The following is a 17999-nucleotide window of genomic DNA, read 5'->3' as shown; positions in this document are numbered from 1 at the left end:
GCCCAGCGTGACCGGTGCCGGTCGCGGTGACCGGCACGAGGAGCGCGAGGGAGGCACGGTGCGGCTGCTGACCATCGGCGCGTTCGCCCGGGCGACCGGCCTGAGCGCCAAGGCGTTGCGCATCTACGACGACTGCGGGCTGCTGCCCCCTGCCGCTGTGGATCCGCACTCGGGCTACCGCTACTACGCGCCGGAGCAGGCGGACCGGGCGCGGCTGATCGCCGGGCTGCGCCGGGCCGGGATGCCGCTGGCCGAGATCCGTACCGTCTGCGGCCTTCCGCCCGCTGCCGCCGCCGAGGCGCTCGACGCCTGGTGGCGGCGGGTCAGCGCGGACACCGCGGCGCGCGGCCGGGCCGTCGCGCTCCTCGTCGACAGGCTCAGCGAGAGGGGCACCACCATGTCCGAGACCACCTTCCGGTGCGCGACGCGCTGCGAGACCGGCACGGTCCGCGACTCCAACGAGGACACCGCGTACGCGAGCGCGACGCTGCTCGCGGTCGCCGACGGCGTACGCGGTCCCGCCGGGTCCACCGCCAGTGCGGCGGCGGTGGACGCGCTGCGGCCGTTGGAGCACGCGGACGCGCCGCAGGCCGACCTGCTCGCCGCGCTTGCCGACGCGGTGACCCGGGCCGACCGGGCGGTACGCGCGCACGCCACCGACGCCGACCAGCCCGCCACCACGCTCACCGCGCTCGTACGGCGCGGCACCCGGCTCGCGCTGGTGCACGTCGGGGACAGCCGGGCGTACCTGCTGCGCGGCGGTGAGCTGTCCCGGCTCACCCAGGACCACACGTACGTGCAGACGCTCGTCGACCAGGGCCGGCTCACGCCCGCCGAGGCAGGGGCGCATCCGCAGCGGGCGCTGCTGGCCCGGGCGCTCGGCGCGGGCGCGGAGGTGGAGGCGGACCTGGCGCTGCGGACCGCGCTGCCCGGCGACCGCTACCTGCTCTGCTCCGACGGTCTCTCCGCCGTCGTGGACCCGGGAGCGCTGCACGCCGCGCTGGCCGAGGCGGACGACCCGGAGACGGCCGTCGAGCGCCTGGTCGAGCTGGCGTACGCGGCCGGCGCGCCGGACAACGTCGCCTGCGTGGTCGCCGACCTGGCGGCGTGATCCCCCGCGACCCGGGCCGGGATGTCCGGCCCGGGTCGTACCCTGGCGATCATGCGAATCGGCATCGTGATCCTGCCCGACCAGCGTTGGTCGGAAGCGCGTCGGCGGTGGGCCCAGGTGGACGAGTGGGGCTTCGACCACGCCTGGACCTACGACCACCTGGGCTGGCGTGACCTGGTCGACGGGCCGTGGTTCGACTCGTGGACGACGCTCACCGCGGCGGCCGGCGTGACGTCCGGGGTGAAGCTGGGGACGCTCGTCGCCTCGCCGAACTTCCGGCACCCGGCGGCGTTCGCCCGGCAGGTGACAGCGCTCGACGACGTGTCGGACGGCCGGGTGCTGCTCGGCCTGGGTGCCGGCGGCATCGGCTTCGACTCGGCGGTGCTCGGCGGCGAGACGCTGCCGCCCCGGCAGCGCGTGGACCGGTTCGCCGAGTTCACCGAGCTGCTCGGCGCGATCCTGCGGGAGGACGGCACGACCTGGCGCGGGGAGTGGTTCACCGCCGTGGACGCGCGCAACAACCCGGGGTGCGTCCAGCAGCCTCGGGTGCCGTTCGTGATGGCCGCGAACGGTCCCCGCTCGATGCGGCTGGTCGCCCGGTTCGGGCAGGGCTGGGTCACCACCGGGCTCGGCGGCGACGACGTCGAGGCGTGGTGGGGCACTGTGGCGGAGCTGTCCGACCGGATGACGCGGACGCTGGAGCAGGCCGGCCGTGACCCGGCGACGCTGGACCGCTACCTGTCGCTCGACTCGGCTCCGGTGTTCTCGCTGACCAGCGCCGACTTCCTCGCCGAGCAGGTGGCGCGGGCGGCCCGGCTGGGCTTCACCGACGTGGTGACGCACTGGCCCCGGGCCAGCAGCTGGTACGCCGGTGACGAGGCGGTGCTGGTGGAGGCGGCGGCGCTGCTGCCGGAGCTGCGCCGGGCCGGCTAGGTGCCGACGCTGCCCTCGGTGGAGACCAGCCGGAACCGGAGGCAGACGATCCGGGTGTCGTCGGTGACCGGGGTGCCCTGCCGGGCCCAGTAGGCGCCGTGGCCCTCGCGCCACTCCTCGATCGACCGGTCGCCCTCACCCTCGGCGCGGGCGAAGTCCCACGTCACGTCGGCGAAGCGCACCACCTCGACGCCGGTGACCTCCACGACGGCGACGAGCGCGTCGTTGTCGTCGACCAGGACCAGTCGCTCGCCGACGTACTCCAGTTCCTCGTTCTCGTCGTCGTACTCCTGGACCAGCCCGGCGGTGGCGGTCTTCACGCCGGAGAGCACGAGGGTGTTGAGCCGGGTGCGCAGCTCGCCGGGTGTGCCGAGGGCGAGTGCGCGCAATCCACCGATGCGGGGCCACATGCTGCCGACGCTACGGCACCGTACCGCCGGCACTCACCCGGTTTAGCGGCGTCTCACGGCAACTCGTCGCCGCTGACCAGGGCGCGCAGCCCCAGCCGCGCGGCGACCTCGGGCGGGCAGGTCGCGACCAGCGCGGCGGCGCCGATCAGGTCGGCGCCTGCGTCCCGGACGACCCGGCTCAGCGCGTCGAGCTGCGCGCCGGTGTCGACCCAGTCGTCGACCAGCAGCACCCGGTCGCCGGGGCTCAGGCGCCGGCCGTCCACGCCGACCCGCAGCCGCCGGCCCCGGTAGTCGGGGGGTGTCTGCGCCCAGCGCGTCGGCCCGACCCGGCGCCGCGCGCCACCGTCCTTGTACGCGGGCAGGAAACCGGCGCCGGCCGCGACCGCGACGAGCGGGCCGAGCAGCAGCCCGGTCACCTCGGGGGCGATCACGACGGTCGGGCGGTCCTCGGGGAACAGCCCGGCCACCGCCGGCCCGACCTGGGCCAGCACCTCGGGGTCACGCCACCAGCCGGAGATGTCGCTGACCAGGTGGGTGCTGCCCGGGCCGGGGTCGATCCACCCGAACAGCTCGACCAGGCGACGACTCAGCACGCTTTCCATCCTGGCGGATCTACGGTTGCCATCCTGGCGGATCGGTGGGCCGTTCGGCCGATCGACGCTGGCGTGATCGGCTACACGTACCAGGGTAAATGCGGGCATAGCACCATGATCACGTTGACTTCGGAAGTGCTTCTCTCGTTACGGTCCGGGCCGGTTTGTTCAGCTGACGAAAGGACCGGGCCGGTGGCTGCTAGGCACCTTCGTACCCGCAAGTTCTCCTCGCCCGCCGCCATCGCCGCGACCGCGGCGGTCGGTGTGGCGCTCGCGGTCGGCGGTACCGTCGGCGCCGTGCGGCTCACCTCCGCCGAGCCGCCCGCCGAGCCGGCCGTGGTCGAGACGCTGCCCAGCACGCCCGCCGCCACGTCGGCCGCCCCCTCGCCGAGCGCGTCCGCCTCGCCGAGCGCGAGCCTCAGCCCGTCGCCGAAGGCCACCCCGAGCCCGAAGGCGAGCCGCACCCAGGCGGCCTCCCGGAGCAAGGCCCGGACCGCCTCCCCGTCGCCGACGGCGAAGAAGACGAGCAGCCCGAAGGTCGTGGACAGCGGCTCCTGCGGCGCCTCCTTCTACGCCGAGGGCCAGATGACGGCGAACGGCGAGTCGTTCAACCCGGACGCGCTCACCGCCGCGCACAAGACGCTGCCGTTCAACACGAAGGTGCGGGTCACCAACCCGGCCAACGGCAAGTCGGTGGTGGTGCGGATCAACGACCGCGGCCCGTTCATCGACGGCCGGTGCCTGGACCTGTCCCGCGCCGCGTTCGCGACCATCGCCGCCACGAGCCTCGGCCACGTGAACGTCCGGTACGAGGTGCTCGGCTGACCGGCCACTCGGGCAGAACTTCCACGACCGACGGGCCAGGTTCATTCTCCCGTCCACGTCCATCAGGCATGCTGTCCGATGTACGCACGCAACCCTTCCAGCCGGGCCGAGGCCCGCTGAGTCCCGGATCCCGCGCCGGCCTCGGCGCGGCCCTCGCGCTGCTCGCGATCGTGGTCGCGGTGGAACTGGCCGACGGCCGTCCGGCGCACTACCTCGCGTTGATGGTCGGCGCGCCGTTCCTCGCGGCGGCCCTGGCGTCCTGGCGGGTGGTGCTCGCGGTGGGCGGCCTCGCCACCGCCATCGGCATCAGCTTCGCCGTCGCGGAGCGGGGCAGCCCGCTGGTGACAGTCGTCAATGTGACAGCGGTCGGGGTGGCCACCGCGATCGCGGCGGCGACGGCGGCGGTACGCCAGCGCCAGGCGGACCGGATCGCGGAACTGTCCCGGCTCGCCTCGGTCGCTCAGCAGGCGGTACTGCGACCGCTCGGCCCGCAGGTCGGCACGCTGGCGGTGGCCGCCCGGTACATCTCGTCCACCGCGACGGCCGAGATCGGCGGCGACCTGTACGAGGTGATGGACACCCCGTACGGCGTCCGCATGATCATCGGTGACGTACGGGGCAAGGGGCTGGACGCGGTCCGCCTGGCCAGCATCGTGCTCGGTTCCTACCGGCACGTCGCGTACGAGCGGGCCGACCTGCGCGCGGTGGTGACCGACCTGGACCGTGCGGTGGCCCGCAACGTGGGCGACGAGGACTTCGTCACGGCGGCTCTGGTCGAGGAGCGCGGCGGCACGCTCACCATCGTCAACTGCGGGCACCCGCCACCGCTGTTGCTGCGCCGGGGCGCGGTGATCCCGCTGGAGCCGCCCGCGCCCGCGCCGCCGCTCGGCTTCATGCCCGTGGTCCGTCCCCGGGTGGAGCGGCTGGAACCGGGCGACCGGCTGCTGCTTTTCACCGACGGGCTGGGCGAGGCGCGCCGGGACGGTGAGTTCTTCCCCACCGCCGACCGGGCCTGGCGGCTGCTCGGCCACGGCACCGTCGCGGACGGGCTGGCCTCGCTGGAGACCGCCCTGGTCGAGTGGGTGCACGGCCGGCTCGACGACGACATCGCGCTGGTCCTGATGGAGTACGTCGGCCCGCGCAGCACCACCGCCACCCCGGTTCCGAGCTGGGAGGTCGGCGCCGCCGACGGATGAACGGGAAGTGTGTAATCGCTGTCACTTCCGAGATCGGCTTGTCGTTGCCTACCGGTGAGTAATACAGTCTGGAGTTACTGATCGGTAACACCTGTCCGGAAGCGGGGCCAGCGAGCATGACCCACTACAAGAGCAACGTGCGGGACCTCGAGTTCAACCTGTTCGAGGTATTCGGGGCGGACCGGACGCTCGGCCAGGCCCCGTTCACGGACCTGGACGTCGACACCGCCCGCAGCTTCCTCGGCGAGGTCGACCGCCTCGCCCGCGAGGACCTGGCTGCCAGCTACTCGGACAGCGACCGCAACCCGCCGGTCTTCGACCCGGCGACGTTCACCGCGCCGCTGCCGGAGTCGTTCAAGAAGTCGTACAAGGCGTTCATGGACTCCGAGTTCTGGCGCCTGGACCTGCCGGAGTCCCTGGGCGGCACCAACGCCCCGCGTGCCCTCTGGTGGTCGCTCGCCGAGCTGGTGCTCGGCGCCAACGCCCCGATCTGGATGTACGCCTCCGGCCCGTCCTTCGCCCACGTGCTGCACGTCGAGGGCACCGAGGAGCAGAAGAAGTGGGCCCGGCTGTTCATCGACAAGCAGTGGGGCTCGACCATGGTCCTCACCGAGCCGGACGCCGGCTCCGACGTGGGCGCCGGCCGTACCCGCGCGATCCAGCAGCCGGACGGCTCGTGGCACATCGAGGGCGTGAAGCGCTTCATCACCTCCGGTGAGCACGACCTGAGCGACAACATCGTCCACTACGTGCTGGCCCGCCCGGTCGGCGTCGAGGGTGTCGGCGGCCCGGGCACCAAGGGCCTGTCGCTGTTCGTCGTGCCGAAGTACCACTTCGACCCCGAGACCGGCGAGCTGGGCGAGCGCAACGGCGTCTACGCCACCAACGTCGAGCACAAGATGGGCCTGAAGGTCTCGAACACCTGCGAGGTCACCTTCGGCGAGCACGGCGTACCGGCCAAGGGCTGGCTGCTGGGCGAGAAGCACGACGGCATCCGCCAGATGTTCATGATCATCGAGTACGCCCGGATGCTGGTCGGCACCAAGGCGATCGCCACGCTCTCCACCGGCTACCTCAACGCCCTGGAGTACGCCAAGAACCGGGTGCAGGGCGCCGACCTCACCCAGATGGCCGACAAGACCGCCCCGCGGGTGACCATCACCAACCACCCGGACGTGCGCCGCTCGCTGCTGCTGCAGAAGTCGTACGCCGAGGGCCTGCGCGCGCTCGTCTGCTACACCGCGACCTGGCAGGACAAGGTCACGATCGCCGAGGCGGCCGGTGACGAGAAGGCCACCAAGCTGGCGAAGCGGGTGAACGACCTGCTCCTGCCGTTGGTCAAGGGCGTCGGTTCGGAGCGGGCGTACGAGCTGCTCGGTCACGAGGCGCTCCAGACCTACGGCGGTTCCGGCTTCCTCCAGGACTACCCGCTGGAGCAGTACGTCCGGGACGCCAAGATCGACACTCTGTACGAGGGCACCACCGCGATCCAGAGCCTCGACCTGATCTTCCGGAAGATCGTCCGGGACAACGGCAAGGCCCTGATGGCGGTCGCCGCCGAGATCCAGGAGCACATCGCCTCCGAGGCCGGCAACGGCCAGCTCAAGGAGGAGCGTCAGGCGCTCGGCAAGGCGCTCGCCGAGATCCAGAACATCCTCGGCGTGATGACCGGCTGGCTGGGCGAGGCCCAGGGCGGCGACACCCGCGCGCTCTACAAGGTCGGCCTGAGCAGCCGCCGGTTCCTGCTGGCGATCGGCGACCTGGTGGTCGGCTGGCTGCTGCAGAAGCAGGCGGACGTTGCGCTGAAGGCGCTGGCCGGCGAGGTCTCCGAGGCCGACAAGTCCTTCTACACCGGCAAGGTCGCCGCGGCCCGGTTCTTCGCCCGCGAGGTGCTGCCCCGCATCGGCGCCGACCGGCGGATCATCGAGGGCACCGACCTGGAGATCATGGACCTCCCGGAGGAGGCCTTCTGAGCCCTTCCGGGGGCTTTCACCCCTGAAACGTCACTCTCCCCCTCATGACGACGGCCGGCGGGCCCCAGCCCGCCGGCCGTCGTCGTGCGCGCGGCCCGGGTGGATAGGCGGCCCGGTGGCGGGTAACCGTCGCGGACCACGACCGAGTACGCCCAAGGCCATCGCACGGGGGAGTGCAGCGCACATGGGCATTGGTAGCGCCATCTTTCTCATCGCGCTCGGCGCGATCATGACTTTCGCCATCCGGGCCAACGTCTGGTGGATCGACCTGCGCGCGGTCGGCTGGGTGTTCATCCTGGCCGGGCTGGGTGTCCTGCTGACCACGCTGTGGTTCTGGCAGGACCGCCGCAAGCGGGCCCGCACGCTCATCGTGGAGGAGAACCGGCTCTCGCATCCGACAGCGATGATGCCGCCGCCGCCCGACCCGCCGCCGCCGACGGCACCGCCGTCCTGACGCCGCGTCTCAGCTGCCGATCCGGTCCAACTCGGCGAGGTCGTCGCCGGAGAGGGCCAGCCCGGCGCCGGCGACGTTCTCGCGCAGGTGTGCGACGGACTTGGTGCCGGGGATCAGCAGGATGTTCGGCGAGCGCCGCAGCAGCCAGGCAAGGGCGACGCCCATCGGCGTCGCCCCCAGACGTCCGGCGACCGCCGACAACGCCGAGGACTGCAACGGGGTGAACCCGCCGAGCGGGAAGAACGGCACGTAGGCGACGCCCTGCCGGGCCAGCTCGTCGATCAGGTCGTCGTCGCCGCGGTGGGCCAGGTTGTACTGGTTCTGCACGCAGACGATCGGCGCGATCGCCTGCGCCTCGGCCACCTGTTCCGGCGTCACGTTGCTCAGGCCGAGGTGGCGGATCAGGCCCTCCTGCCGGAGCGCGGCGAGCGTCTCCAGCGCCTCGGCGAGCGACCCGGGCTGCGGGCCCGTGGCGTCGCCGAGCCGCAGGTTGACCACGCCGAGCGCGTCAACGCCGAGCGTCTCCAGGTTCTCCCGCACCTGCCGCCGCAGGCTCTCCGGGTCCCGGGCCGTGGGCCAGTGGCCCTGCTCGTCCCGGTCCGCGCCGACCTTCGTGACGATGTGCAGCGACTCCGGGTACGGGTGCAGCGCCTCCCGGATCAGCCGGTTGGTGACGTACGGCCCGTACGCCGCGCTGGTGTCGACGTGGGTGATGCCAAGCGTGATCGCCTCGCGCAGCGCCGCCAGGGCGCCGTCGTGGTCGGCCGGTGGTCCCATGACCCACTTACCGGCGAGCTGCATCGCGCCGTAGCCGAACCGCGTGACGGTCAGGTCTCCCAGCGTCCAGGTGCCGCCGGGAAGGGTGGTGCGGGCCATGCGTGTACCTCTTGGCTCTCGTCGTCCGTCACGGGCACGGCCGGATCGGCGGTGCCCGGCCTCCACTATCGGGGTGTAACTTTCCGGGGGGAAGTAGGCACCTCAAAGTGCGTAGCTCACCGGCGTGACAGGAGCAGAGCATGAGCAAGGCCGAGTACGACGCGTTCCTGGCCCAGTGCCCCAGCCGGCAACTGCTCGACCGGATCACCGACAAGTGGGTCACGTTGGTGCTGGCCGCGTTGCGCAGCGACGGCTCGCACCGGTTCGGAGCGGACTGCGCCGGAGAGCCGCGGCCGAGGCGATACTCCGAGCTGTTCCGCACGCTGCCCGGGGTCAGCCAGAAGATGCTCACCCAGACGCTGCGCGCCCTGGAGCGCGACGGAATGATCACCCGCACTGTGGAGCCGACAGTGCCGGTGACTGTCACCTACGAGCTGACCGACCTCGGGTTCTCCCTGCACGAGATGATCCGGGGCCTGAAGACCTGGGCCGAGACGCACATGGACGACGTGCTCACCAACCGGGCGGCCTACGACAGCCGGGTCTGAGCCGTCCGCTCAGGCGCGTGCGGTGTGGCGGCCGGTGATCGGCGCGTTCCCCGGCGCGAGGTCGGCCCAGCGGGTCGTCGGCCGGTGCACCACCAGGTCGGTGGTCCGTAGCCCGTCCGGGTCGGCCCGCTGCGGATCGAGCAGCGCCGACAGCAGGGAGATCCCCGGGTTGTGCGCGACGAGCAGCACCGTCCCGGCGGCCGGCTCGACCGTCCACAGCAGCTCCAGCAGCTGATCCGGAAGCGCGTCGTACGCGGTCACCTCGTATCGCACCGCGGGAGCCGAGCCCGCCGGGCCGCCCTCCGGCGGCGAGCCGGTCATGCCCATCGCCACGTCGTGCCAGGTCTGCCGGGTGCGCCGCGCGGGCGAGCAGAGCACCACGTCGGGAAGCAGCCCCTGTCGGGCCAGCCAGGCGCCGGCCGCCGCGGCGTCGGCGTGACCCCGCGCGGTGAGCGACCGCTCCGCGTCCGGGCCGTTCGCGGACTGCTCGGCCTTGGCGTGCCGCAGCAGCACCAGCGTCCGCTGCCCGTTCCTGCCGTCCGTCATACCGCCCAGCTTGCCTGATTGACGATCAAAGCGCCTGGGTATGTCGATGTGTGCCGCTACCTCATCCATGGCCGCGGCGGGCAGGAAACGCCAGCAGGACGCCAAGGAGGCGACGTCATGGGCATCGGTGCCAGCATCTTCCTCATCGCGCTCGGCGCGATCTTCGCGTTCGCCGTCGACGCCAATCTCGGATGGCTGAACCTCAACGTGGTGGGCTGGGTGCTCATGCTCGCCGGCGTCGCCGGCCTGCTCACCACGCTCTACTTCTGGAACAGCCGCCGCCGTGTGGTGGCCGCTCCGGTACGCGAGCAGGTCGTCGCCGAGCCGGTGGTGCCGGTGCGCGACGACCGCGTCGTGCGCGAGGAGTACCGCGAGGTGCGCCGTCCGGGCTCGGGCTACCCGGCCTGACCCCCGAGAACCCGAGGGCCCCGCAACGGTGCGGGGCCCTCGCGCATGTCCGGGGTCCGGCAGGTCCGGAGTACGGCAGGCCGGGGTATGTCGGGCCCGGCTCAGGCGAACAACGCGAAGTAGATCGCGATGTGGTGGCAGATCGCCGCGACGAGCGTGCAGGCGTGGAAGAACTCGTGGTGGCCGAAGACGGTGGGCCACGGGTTCGGCCGGCGCAGCGCGTAGAACACCGCGCCGACGCTGTAGATCGCGCCGCCCACGCTCAGCAGCACCAGCGCGGTCACGCCACCGGAGTGCAGGATCTGCGGCAGCATGGCCACCGCTACCCAGCCGAGCGCCAGGTAGAGCGGGGCGGAGACCCAGCGCGGCGCGTGCGGCCAGATCAGCTTGACCGCCACGCCCGCGATCGCGCCGCCCCAGACCAGGCTCAGCATGATCGTGGCCTGCCGGGTGTCCAGCAGCAGTGCGCAGAACGGTGTGTAGGTGCCGGCGATGAACACGAAGATCATCGAGTGGTCCATCCGGCGCATGATCTGGTAGCCGCGTTCGGACCAGACCCGCCGGTGGTAGAGCGCGCTGGTGCCGAACAACCCGCACACGGTGAAGCTGTAGATCAGGCAGCTCACCAGCGGCGCCCAGCCGGGACGGCCGGCGGCGATCGAACACAGCACGATGCCGCAGACGAGAGCGGCGAAGAACGCGTAAGCGTGCAGCCAGCCGCGCATGCGCGGCTTCCCGATGTCGGCCGGCCGGAGCCGGAGCGGTGCGGAGGTCGTCACCTCAATAGGTTACGACGGCGTAGGTTACTTGCAAGTAGTGTGGACCGTCACCTCACCCGGCGGGAGGATGACCGGATGCTGATCCGGCCGGTCGGTGCGTACGCTCTGCTCCTCGACTGCGACGACGCGGAGCAGGCACAGGCGTGGCGGGCCGAACTGTGGCGCCGGCGCGAGGCGGGCGAGCTGACCGCCACCGAGATCGTCCCCGGCGCGGTCACCGTGCTGCTCGACGGCGTACCGGACCCGCAGGCGGCAGCCGCGCGGATCTCCGGCTGGCGGCCCCGGACCGCCGCCTCCGGCGCGGCCACCACCGAGGTCCGGGTGCCAGTCGTGTACGACGGCGAGGACCTGCCGCGTGTCGCGGACCACTGGCACGTGGACGTGCCCGCAGTCGTGGACCGGCTGCGGCGTACCGAGTTCCGGGTGGCCTTCTGCGGGTTCGCACCGGGGTTCGCGTACCTGACCGGGCTGCCGCCCGAGCTGGCGGTGCCCCGGCTCGCCACGCCGCGTACCCGGGTGCCGGCCGGCTCGGTCGCGCTCGCCGGCCCGTACGCGGGCATCTACCCCGCCGCGTCACCCGGCGGCTGGCTGCTCGTCGGCCGCACCGACCTGCCGCTGTTCGACGTGCACGCCGACCCGCCCGCCCGTCTCGCTCCCGGCACCCGCGTCCGGCTGGTCGACGCGCCGTGATCGAGGTACTGCGCGCCGGGGCGCTCACCACCGTCCAGGACCAAGGGCGGCCCGGGTGGGCGCACCTCGGCGTACCCCGCTCCGGCGCGCTCGACCCGGCCGCCCTGCGCCTGGCCAACCGGCTCGTCGGCAACGACGAGGACGCCGCCGGACTGGAGATCACCCTGACCGGCTGCGCGCTGCGCGTCACCCGGGCCGTGGCTGTCGCCCTCACCGGCGCCCCGGCCGACGTGGTCGTCGAGTGGCCGGCCGGCACCGCACCGCGCCGTCCGGGGGACGTGGGACGGCCGCTCGCGCTGCCCGCCGGGGCGGCGCTGCACGTCGGACCGGCCCGAGCCGGGGTACGGACCTGGCTGGCGGTCAGCGGCGGGATCGCCGTCGAGCCGGTGCTCGGCAGCCGCGCCACCGACACGCTCTCCGGCCTCGGACCGCCGCCGCTGCGCGACGGGGACCGGCTGCCCCTCGGCACCCCGGCCGGCCCACCCGCACCCGTCGACGTCCCCGTCACCGGGCCGGTTCCGGACGAGCTACGGCTGAGCGTGCGCCCCGGCCCCCGGCAGGACTGGTTCACCCCCGAGGCGCTCGACCTGCTGTGCCGCGCCGCGTACACGGTGAGCCCGGACAGCAACCGGGTCGGCGCGCGGCTGGCCGGCGCGGCGCTGACCCGCGCGGTCGCCGGCGAACTGCCCAGCGAGGGTCTGGTGCTCGGCGCGGTGCAGGTGCCGCCGGACGGCCGGCCGCTGGTCTTCCTGGCCGACCACCCCACGACAGGCGGGTACCCGGTCATCGGGGTGGTGGACGACGTGACAGCGCTCGCCCAGGCCCGGCCAGGCACTACGGTGACGTTCCATGGACCTCAACGCTGACCTGGGCGAGGGATTCGGAAGCTGGCGGCTCGGCGACGACCACGCACTGCTCGACCTGATCAGCTCCGCGAACGTCGCCTGCGGCTTCCACGCCGGTGACGCGGCCACCATGCACCGGGTCTGCGCCGGCGCCGCCGAACGCGGCGTCGCGGTGGGCGCGCAGGTCGGCTACCGGGACCTCGCCGGCTTCGGCCGGCGGCACATCGCGTACGACTTCGCCGAACTGCGCGACGAGACGATCTACCAGCTCGGGGCGCTCGACGCGTTCTGCCGCCTGTACCGCACCCGGGTCCGCTACCTCAAACCGCACGGCGCGCTCTACCACGCGGCAGCCCGCGACGAGGGCCAGGCCGCCGCGCTGGTGGCCGCGATCAGCGGGTACGACCACGAGCTGCCGGTGCTCTGCCAGCCCGGCAGCGTGCTGGCCCAGCTCGCCGCGGGCGCCGGGCTGCGGGTGGTGGCCGAAGGCTTCGCCGACCGCAACTACCTCCCCAACGGCACGCTCGTGCCGCGCAGCTCACCGGACGCGCTGGTGACCGACCCGGAGCAGGTGGCCGTCCGGGCGGTACGGATGGCCGTCGAGCGCACGCTGGTCGCCGTCGACGGGACGGTGATCCCCGCCCCGGTCGAGTCGATCTGCCTGCACGGGGACACGCCGGGTGCGGTGCGGTGCGCGGAGCTGGTACGGGCCGCGCTCATCGACGCGGGGGTCACGCTCACTCCGTTCGCGTGAAAGGAAGGGCCCCTTATTAAGGCCTCCGGTAGAGGAAGGGGCCCTTCTTAACGTGCACCGTCAGGCGTCCATGCCGCGCAGGACCAGCGGCACGCGGGTCGCGCCACCGGTGACCACCCGGACCGGTACCCCCCAGTCCTGCCGCGTCAGGTGGCAGGCCGCGTGCTCCACGTCGGCGTCGCAGGTCGCCGCCTGGGCGGTCACCTGGAGCACCCCCTGCGCCACGTCGCCGCTGACCACCAGCCTGCGGGACAGGTCGGTGGTCGTGCCCGCGCCCTCGACCAGCAGCTCCGGCGGGGACGCCGAGACCACCAGCCGGGTCGACGGCCCGTACGTCTCGTCGAGCTTCTGCCCCGGCGCCGGCGTGAAGATCACGTCGAGCGTCAGCTCCCCGGCCGCCACGTCGGTGGGCTTGCGCTCCAGCCGGTGCCGAGGGCCGTCCACCGTGTTCGCGCCGGCCGAGGTCAGCGCGCCCGGCGCCAGCCGGGTCAGCCGGTGCGCGGCCGACTCGACCACCAGCACGTCGCCCTCCCCGGTGAGCACCAGGTCGCTCGGCTCGGCCAGCCCGTCCGCCACGGTGCCCACCTGGCCGGTCTCCGGGTCGAAGCGGCGCACCGCACCGTTGTACGTGTCGGCGATCAGCACCGAACCGTCGGGCAGCGCGCACACGCCCAGCGGGTGCTGGAGCAACGCCTGGTCGGCCGGGCCGTCGACGTGCCCGAAGTCGAACAGGCCCTGACCGACGGCGGTGTGCATCTCGCCGCCGGAGACCCACCGGATCGCGCTGGTCTCGCTGTCGGCCACCCAGAGGCGGGCGCCGTCGGCCGAGACCGACAACCCGGACGGCTGGGCCATCCACACGTCCGGCAGCGGGCCGTCGCGCAGCGCCTCGACAGTGGTCCCGGCGTACATGCCGGCGGTCCGCTTCATCGGGTCGAACCACCAGAGCTGGTGGATGCCGGCCATCGCCACGATCACCCGGTCGTCGTACCAGGCCACGTCCCACGGGGACGACAGGTCGACGGCGCGGGCGTCGTGCGCGTGGTCGTCGACTGTCGAGCGCCACTGCCGCCCGGTGCCGGCCACGGTGACCACCTCGCCGGAGGACAGCCGTACGCCGCGCAGCAGGTGGTTGACGGTGTCCGCGACCACCACGTCGTAGCCGGCCACCTCGGCCACGTGCGGCGGCAGCAGGCAGAGCCCCTGCGGCTCGGCGAACGTGGCGGCGGAGGCCGGGCCGTCCGTACGACCCCGGGAACCGGCGCCGATGCGGCGGACCACCGTCTCGCCGTCGGCGGCCAGCTCGACCAGTGAGTGCCGGGCCGAGTCGCTGACCAGCAGGTTCCCGCCGTCGAGCGGCAGTGCCTTGCCGGGGAACCGCAGCACCGTGTCCGGCTCGGCCGGCGGCACGTACGGGCCCTCGCCCCGGTGCAGCGTGCCCTTCGCCTCGTGGGTGGCGATCAACTCGTCGATCAGCCGGGCCAGCCCTTCGGCGTGCCCCTCGCCGGCCATGGTGGCGACCACGTAGCCCTCGGGGTCGACCACGGCGAGCGTCGGCCAGGCCTTGGCCGCGTACTGCTGCCACATGTCCATCTCGGCGTCGTCGAGCACCGGGTGGTGCACGCCGTACCGCTCGACGGCCGCGGCCAGCGCCGCCGGATCCTTCTCGTGCTCGAACTTCGGCGAGTGCACGCCGATCACGACCAGGACGTCGCCGTACTTGTCTTCGAGCGGGCGCAACTCGTCGAGCACGTGCAGGCAGTTGATGCAGCAGAACGTCCAAAAATCAAGCAAAACGATCTTGCCACGCAGGTCAGCCAGTGTGACGGCCTTGCCGCCGGTGTTCAGCCAGGCCCGACCCCGCAGTTCCGGTGCCCGTACGCGTGCGCTCATGCCCCCATCGTGCCGCACCGGCCGGGCGCGCTCCCGGCGATCCCCCGGTGAGCAGAGGCACACCGGAACGGAGCGGAGCGCCCACCCCGGCGAGGGGTGGGCGCTCCGCGTACGTGTGGTTACTGGCCGGCGGGCTTCAGGCAGAGCACCCGGGTGGTCCCGCCGCCCTCGACCGAGACCGAGGGCTGCGACAGATCGGCGCACTTGTCCTTGTTGTCCACCTTCGACACCACGCTGAACGCGCCCGGCTCGCCGCAGTCGGCGGCCACGGCGCTCGTGCCGGACTGCTTCACGCAGGAGCCGACGGCCGGGTCGAAGCCCGTCGACTTGTCGCCGCCGACCTTGCCGAGCAGCGTGAGCAGACCCAGCGGTACGGCGAGGATGAGCACCGCCGCGATCAGCACGGCGGCGAGCACCCGGCCGTTGCGCACCTTCGGCGGGGGCGCCTCGGTCTGCGACTCGGTGGCATCCGGCTTGAACGCGTCGAAGCGGCCCTGCTCCGGCTCGGTGCCGGGCCCGTCCTGCGCCCACGCCGGCGGGGCCTGCTGGGGCGGCGGGAAGGCGTTCGGGCCCGCCGGGCCCTGGCCGGGCACCGCGACCGAGGCGCGTCCCCCGGCGGACGGGCCGAACCGGTCCGGCTCGCCGAACGGCTCCGGCCGGCCGGCCGGGCTGCCGAACGCCGCCTGCTGCCCACCCGGACCGCCGAACGGGTCGGGCTGACCGCCCTGGTTGCCGTACGGATCCTGGTGACCGCCCGGACCGCCGAACGACTCCTGCTGACCGCCCGGACCGAACGGGTCCGGCCGGCCACCCGGGCCGCCGAACGCGTCCTGGCCGCCGGGAGCGCCGTACGGGCTCTGCGGGCCGCCGAACGGGTCACGGGTGGCGTCGGGCTGCTCGCCGCCCGGGTGCACGCCGTTGGCGGGGCGGGTGTTGCCGGGCGGGTCCACGAAGGACGGCACACCGACCGGGAACGACGGCGGCGCGGCGGGCGAGGAGGGTGCTCCGGCGTACCCGTGCGGTCCGTCGGCGTCCTCGGACCGCGACTGCGGGCCGGGGAAGCCGTTGCCGTGCGGCCCGTCCTGGCCGGGGAACCCGGACTCGTCCTGCTCGGGGGCGTCCTCGGGCTCCGGGCGGGCGGGCCGCCCGTACACGCGGGGCTGCGGCGTGGGGCCGCCGGTCGGCAGCGGCTGGTCGGACGGCGGGGTGACCCGGCTGGCCACCGGCACCGACGCGCTCGCCGTGACCGGGCCGCCCTCCGGGGAGGTACGCGGGCCGGGAACGGCGGGCGACTGCGGCTCCTCCGGGCGGGACGTGTTCCAGCCGCTGTCGCCACGCTCCGGCTCGTACCCATGGGGTTCGGGGCCCGGGTGGTCGGCGGGCGACGACGCGGCCAGCGCGGCGCCCGGCACCCGCTGCTGCTGTGCCGGCAGCGGCACCGCGTTGCCGGGGGAGATGCCCGGCGCGGGCGCGGGCTGGTAGGCCGGGGCGGAGTCCTCGGACCGGCCCCACGCCTCGGCCTGCGGCCACGGCTCGGGCGACGGTGCGGCCGGACGCTCGTCCTGGTTGCCGCCCCAGCCGGCGGGCGCGTCTGACGACGGCGCGGACACGCTCGCGCGGGCCTCGACCGGCGCGGCGGCACCCCAGGCGGGCTGCGCCTGCTCGTCCGACGGCCGCGCGGGTTCGCGCTGCTGCGGTACGGCGGCGCCGTCGCCCCAGCCGCCGGACTGCCGGCCCTGGTTCGGCTCCCAGCCGCCCGGCTGTGCCGCCTCGGCGGGGTTCGCGGCGCGCCCGGCGGCCCAGCCGCCCGAGCGGTCCGGGTCCTCGGTGCGGGCCGGCTCGTCCCAGCCGCCGGACCGGTTCTCGGCCTGCGGGGCGGGCCAGCCGCCGGAACGCTGTCCCTCGTCGTGCTGCGGCCCGCCGGTCGCGCGCCAGCCGCCGCTGTCCTCGGCCGAGCAGTTGTCCTGATCGGACTGCTCCGGAGTGGACCAGGCGTTGTCCGGCCGGGTGGCGCCGGGCACCGAGACGGCTGCGGCGGCCCGGGCGGGCGGGTCGGCCGGCGGCCAGGTGGCGCCGGTCTGCTGACCCGGCGCCCAGGCCGGCTGGCTCTCCCGCGGGGTCCAGCCGCCCGAGCGGTTCGGGTCGTCGGACGCGGCGGGCTGCTCGTCGCGCGGGGCCCAGCCGCCCGAGCGGTTCGGGTCGTCCTGCTGCTGCTGCGCGGCGGCCCAGCCACCGGCGCGACCGGAGACGTCCTCGTGCTGCCCGCCGGTGGGCGCGAAGCCGCCGGAGCGGTGCGGGTCGTCCGCGGGGGCGGGCGTGACCCAGGTCTCGTTCGGCACGGTGGCCGGGGCGGGCACGTAACCGGTGTCGCGGGCGGCCGGGTCACCGGACGGCGACCAGCCCTGCTGCTGCTCGCCGGCGTTCCACCCCTGGCGGTTCTGCTCGGCGGCGGCCCAGGGGGCCTGCGACGGCTCGGCCGGGCTCCCCGGCGGCGTGGCGGACCAGGCGGGCGGCGCCTGCTCGGCGCCGCGATCAGGGCCGGGCTGCTCCTGGTTGCCCCAGGCGGGGCCACCGGAACCGGACCAGGCGGGGTTGCCCTGGTCGTTGCCGCCCCAGGCGGGCTGCGGGACCTGGGCGGTCGCCCGCCCGGTCACCGGCTGCCCGGCGGGCGGGGCCCATGCGGGTGGCTGGTCGTCGTTCGCGGCCCAGGCCGGGGCCGGCTGCGCGGGCCGACCGGCCGGCGGGGGCGGTGCCCAGCCGAGGTCGGGTGCGCCGTTGTACCCGTTGTCCTGCTGCGCCGGCTGATCGCCGTACGGCACCGGTCCGCCGGTGCCCGGCGACACCTCGCCCGGCTCCTGGCCGGGGCGGTGCGGAGCCTCGGACGTCATGGGTGCGCCTCCTCCATCACAGGTCGGCCGCCGATGCCGGTCGGGAAAACCGTCGGCACGACTACCGGCGTCGCCGGCGGGTACCGGCCGTGCGGGCTCCCCGCACCGTATCCGGTGGTCGCCCGAGGCCGCTCGGGGGAGCATCAGCGGTCACCGAAAGTCACCGGACGACGTCGATGGGTTTCGCTGTCTCGTATCCGTCCGGAGTCAGCCGGTTGGCGACCGTGCCAACCGTACCGGGCGGTGAAGCGAGGTGGAATCCCGGTGCCGACCGATA

Annotated in this window: 18 protein-coding genes; 11 read left to right on the top strand and 7 right to left on the bottom strand. The window is 73.9% G+C overall.

Annotated elements, in window-relative coordinates; genetic code table 11:
• Positions 1-58 precede the first annotated feature (58 nt).
• Together OC439_RS07590 and OC439_RS07585 are read left to right on the top strand one after the other, a co-directional pair.
• Complete coding sequence (locus OC439_RS07590) at positions 59-1111, top strand: MerR family transcriptional regulator (protein WP_262012827.1); 1053 nt, start codon at positions 59-61, stop codon at positions 1109-1111.
• Positions 1112-1132: 21 nt separating this feature from the next.
• On the top strand, positions 1133-2044 hold the full coding sequence (locus OC439_RS07585) for an LLM class flavin-dependent oxidoreductase (protein ID WP_262012826.1): 912 nt from the start codon (positions 1133-1135) through the stop codon (positions 2042-2044).
• On the opposite strand, the gene OC439_RS07580 is transcribed toward OC439_RS07585, so the two are convergent.
• Positions 2041-2454, bottom strand: a complete 414-nt coding sequence (locus tag OC439_RS07580) for an ASCH domain-containing protein (protein WP_262012825.1) — start codon at positions 2452-2454, stop codon at positions 2041-2043. The genes OC439_RS07585 and OC439_RS07580 overlap by 4 nt on opposite strands.
• Before the next feature lie 53 nt (positions 2455-2507).
• A complete protein-coding gene (locus OC439_RS07575; RefSeq protein ID WP_262012824.1) occupies positions 2508-3056 on the bottom strand; it encodes a phosphoribosyltransferase in 549 nt (182 codons plus the stop codon).
• Positions 3057-3239: 183 nt separating this feature from the next.
• On the opposite strand from OC439_RS07575, the gene OC439_RS07570 reads away from it, so the two are divergent.
• The 4 genes from OC439_RS07570 (at position 3240) to OC439_RS07555 (ending at position 7495) form a co-directional block, all read left to right on the top strand.
• Positions 3240-3872 carry a septal ring lytic transglycosylase RlpA family protein gene (locus tag OC439_RS07570; RefSeq protein WP_262012823.1) on the top strand — a complete coding sequence of 211 codons (633 nt, stop codon included), beginning with the start codon at positions 3240-3242 and terminating at the stop codon, positions 3870-3872.
• 68 nt (positions 3873-3940) lie between these two features.
• On the top strand, positions 3941-5068 hold the full coding sequence (locus OC439_RS07565) for a PP2C family protein-serine/threonine phosphatase (protein ID WP_262012822.1): 1128 nt from the start codon (positions 3941-3943) through the stop codon (positions 5066-5068).
• 116 nt (positions 5069-5184) lie between these two features.
• The gene (locus OC439_RS07560; RefSeq protein WP_262012821.1) at positions 5185-7041 is read left to right on the top strand and encodes an acyl-CoA dehydrogenase; all 1857 of its coding nucleotides are present in this window, start codon (positions 5185-5187) and stop codon (positions 7039-7041) included.
• A gap of 184 nt (positions 7042-7225) precedes the next feature.
• Positions 7226-7495, top strand: coding sequence for a DUF6458 family protein (locus OC439_RS07555; RefSeq protein WP_013283345.1), 270 nt, complete (start codon positions 7226-7228; stop codon positions 7493-7495).
• Positions 7496-7504: 9 nt separating this feature from the next.
• On the opposite strand, the gene OC439_RS07550 is transcribed toward OC439_RS07555, so the two are convergent.
• Positions 7505-8371: an aldo/keto reductase family oxidoreductase gene (locus OC439_RS07550; RefSeq protein WP_262012820.1), complete on the bottom strand. Its 867-nt coding sequence runs from the start codon at positions 8369-8371 to the stop codon at positions 7505-7507.
• Positions 8372-8511: 140 nt separating this feature from the next.
• On the opposite strand from OC439_RS07550, the gene OC439_RS07545 reads away from it, so the two are divergent.
• Complete coding sequence (locus OC439_RS07545; protein WP_262012819.1) at positions 8512-8919, top strand: winged helix-turn-helix transcriptional regulator; 408 nt, start codon at positions 8512-8514, stop codon at positions 8917-8919.
• 9 nt (positions 8920-8928) lie between these two features.
• Here the strand turns inward: OC439_RS07545 and OC439_RS07540 are convergent, their stop codons facing one another.
• Complete coding sequence (locus OC439_RS07540) at positions 8929-9465, bottom strand: SixA phosphatase family protein (protein WP_262012818.1); 537 nt, start codon at positions 9463-9465, stop codon at positions 8929-8931.
• A gap of 117 nt (positions 9466-9582) precedes the next feature.
• Between OC439_RS07540 and OC439_RS07535 the strand changes: the two genes are divergently transcribed.
• Positions 9583-9873 (top strand): DUF6458 family protein, encoded by a 291-nt coding sequence (locus OC439_RS07535; RefSeq protein WP_091413749.1) that lies wholly within the window; start codon positions 9583-9585, stop codon positions 9871-9873.
• 101 nt (positions 9874-9974) lie between these two features.
• Here the strand turns inward: OC439_RS07535 and trhA are convergent, their stop codons facing one another.
• Complete coding sequence (trhA, locus tag OC439_RS07530) at positions 9975-10652, bottom strand: PAQR family membrane homeostasis protein TrhA (protein WP_262012817.1); 678 nt, start codon at positions 10650-10652, stop codon at positions 9975-9977.
• A 75-nt stretch (positions 10653-10727) separates the two neighbouring features.
• On the opposite strand from trhA, the gene OC439_RS07525 reads away from it, so the two are divergent.
• From OC439_RS07525 to OC439_RS07515, 3 genes are read left to right on the top strand one after another with little or no spacing between them, the layout of a single operon-like run.
• On the top strand, positions 10728-11342 hold the full coding sequence (locus OC439_RS07525) for a 5-oxoprolinase subunit B family protein (protein ID WP_262012816.1): 615 nt from the start codon (positions 10728-10730) through the stop codon (positions 11340-11342).
• Complete coding sequence (locus tag OC439_RS07520; RefSeq protein ID WP_262012815.1) at positions 11339-12208, top strand: biotin-dependent carboxyltransferase family protein; 870 nt, start codon at positions 11339-11341, stop codon at positions 12206-12208. Before OC439_RS07525 ends, OC439_RS07520 begins: the two co-directional genes overlap by 4 nt.
• Positions 12192-12941 (top strand): LamB/YcsF family protein, encoded by a 750-nt coding sequence (locus tag OC439_RS07515; RefSeq protein WP_262012814.1) that lies wholly within the window; start codon positions 12192-12194, stop codon positions 12939-12941. The genes OC439_RS07520 and OC439_RS07515 overlap by 17 nt, the downstream gene beginning before the upstream one ends.
• Before the next feature lie 60 nt (positions 12942-13001).
• Here the strand turns inward: OC439_RS07515 and OC439_RS07510 are convergent, their stop codons facing one another.
• Both OC439_RS07510 and OC439_RS07505 read right to left on the bottom strand, forming a co-directional pair.
• Positions 13002-14834, bottom strand: a complete 1833-nt coding sequence (locus OC439_RS07510; protein ID WP_262012813.1) for an NHL domain-containing thioredoxin family protein — start codon at positions 14832-14834, stop codon at positions 13002-13004.
• Between the two features lie 119 nt (positions 14835-14953).
• Positions 14954-17722 (bottom strand): hypothetical protein, encoded by a 2769-nt coding sequence (locus OC439_RS07505; RefSeq protein WP_262012812.1) that lies wholly within the window; start codon positions 17720-17722, stop codon positions 14954-14956.
• Positions 17723-17999 lie beyond the last annotated feature (277 nt).

The sequence above is a fragment of the Micromonospora sp. Mcm103 genome (assembly GCF_024519755.1).
Lineage (GTDB): Bacteria > Actinomycetota > Actinomycetes > Mycobacteriales > Micromonosporaceae > Micromonospora > Micromonospora aurantiaca.
Note: the sequence above shows the minus strand (reverse complement) of the source record. Positions and strands in the feature narration are given on the sequence as shown.

Excerpts from the sequence above, each read along its gene's own strand:
- OC439_RS07585 (WP_262012826.1), top strand. The coding sequence starts at position 1,133 with ATGTCCGGCCCGGGTCGTACCCTGGCGATCATGCGAATCGGCATCGTG.
- OC439_RS07580 (WP_262012825.1), bottom strand. The coding sequence starts at position 2,454 with ATGTGGCCCCGCATCGGTGGATTGCGCGCACTCGCCCTCGGCACACCC.
- OC439_RS07575 (WP_262012824.1), bottom strand. The coding sequence starts at position 3,056 with ATGGAAAGCGTGCTGAGTCGTCGCCTGGTCGAGCTGTTCGGGTGGATC.
- OC439_RS07565 (WP_262012822.1), top strand. The coding sequence starts at position 3,941 with ATGCTGTCCGATGTACGCACGCAACCCTTCCAGCCGGGCCGAGGCCCG.
- OC439_RS07560 (WP_262012821.1), top strand. The coding sequence starts at position 5,185 with ATGACCCACTACAAGAGCAACGTGCGGGACCTCGAGTTCAACCTGTTC.
- OC439_RS07555 (WP_013283345.1), top strand. The coding sequence starts at position 7,226 with ATGGGCATTGGTAGCGCCATCTTTCTCATCGCGCTCGGCGCGATCATG.
- OC439_RS07550 (WP_262012820.1), bottom strand. The coding sequence starts at position 8,371 with ATGGCCCGCACCACCCTTCCCGGCGGCACCTGGACGCTGGGAGACCTG.
- OC439_RS07545 (WP_262012819.1), top strand. The coding sequence starts at position 8,512 with ATGAGCAAGGCCGAGTACGACGCGTTCCTGGCCCAGTGCCCCAGCCGG.
- OC439_RS07540 (WP_262012818.1), bottom strand. The coding sequence starts at position 9,465 with ATGACGGACGGCAGGAACGGGCAGCGGACGCTGGTGCTGCTGCGGCAC.
- OC439_RS07535 (WP_091413749.1), top strand. The coding sequence starts at position 9,583 with ATGGGCATCGGTGCCAGCATCTTCCTCATCGCGCTCGGCGCGATCTTC.
- OC439_RS07525 (WP_262012816.1), top strand. The coding sequence starts at position 10,728 with ATGCTGATCCGGCCGGTCGGTGCGTACGCTCTGCTCCTCGACTGCGAC.
- OC439_RS07515 (WP_262012814.1), top strand. The coding sequence starts at position 12,192 with ATGGACCTCAACGCTGACCTGGGCGAGGGATTCGGAAGCTGGCGGCTC.
- OC439_RS07510 (WP_262012813.1), bottom strand. The coding sequence starts at position 14,834 with ATGAGCGCACGCGTACGGGCACCGGAACTGCGGGGTCGGGCCTGGCTG.
- OC439_RS07505 (WP_262012812.1), bottom strand. The coding sequence starts at position 17,722 with ATGACGTCCGAGGCTCCGCACCGCCCCGGCCAGGAGCCGGGCGAGGTG.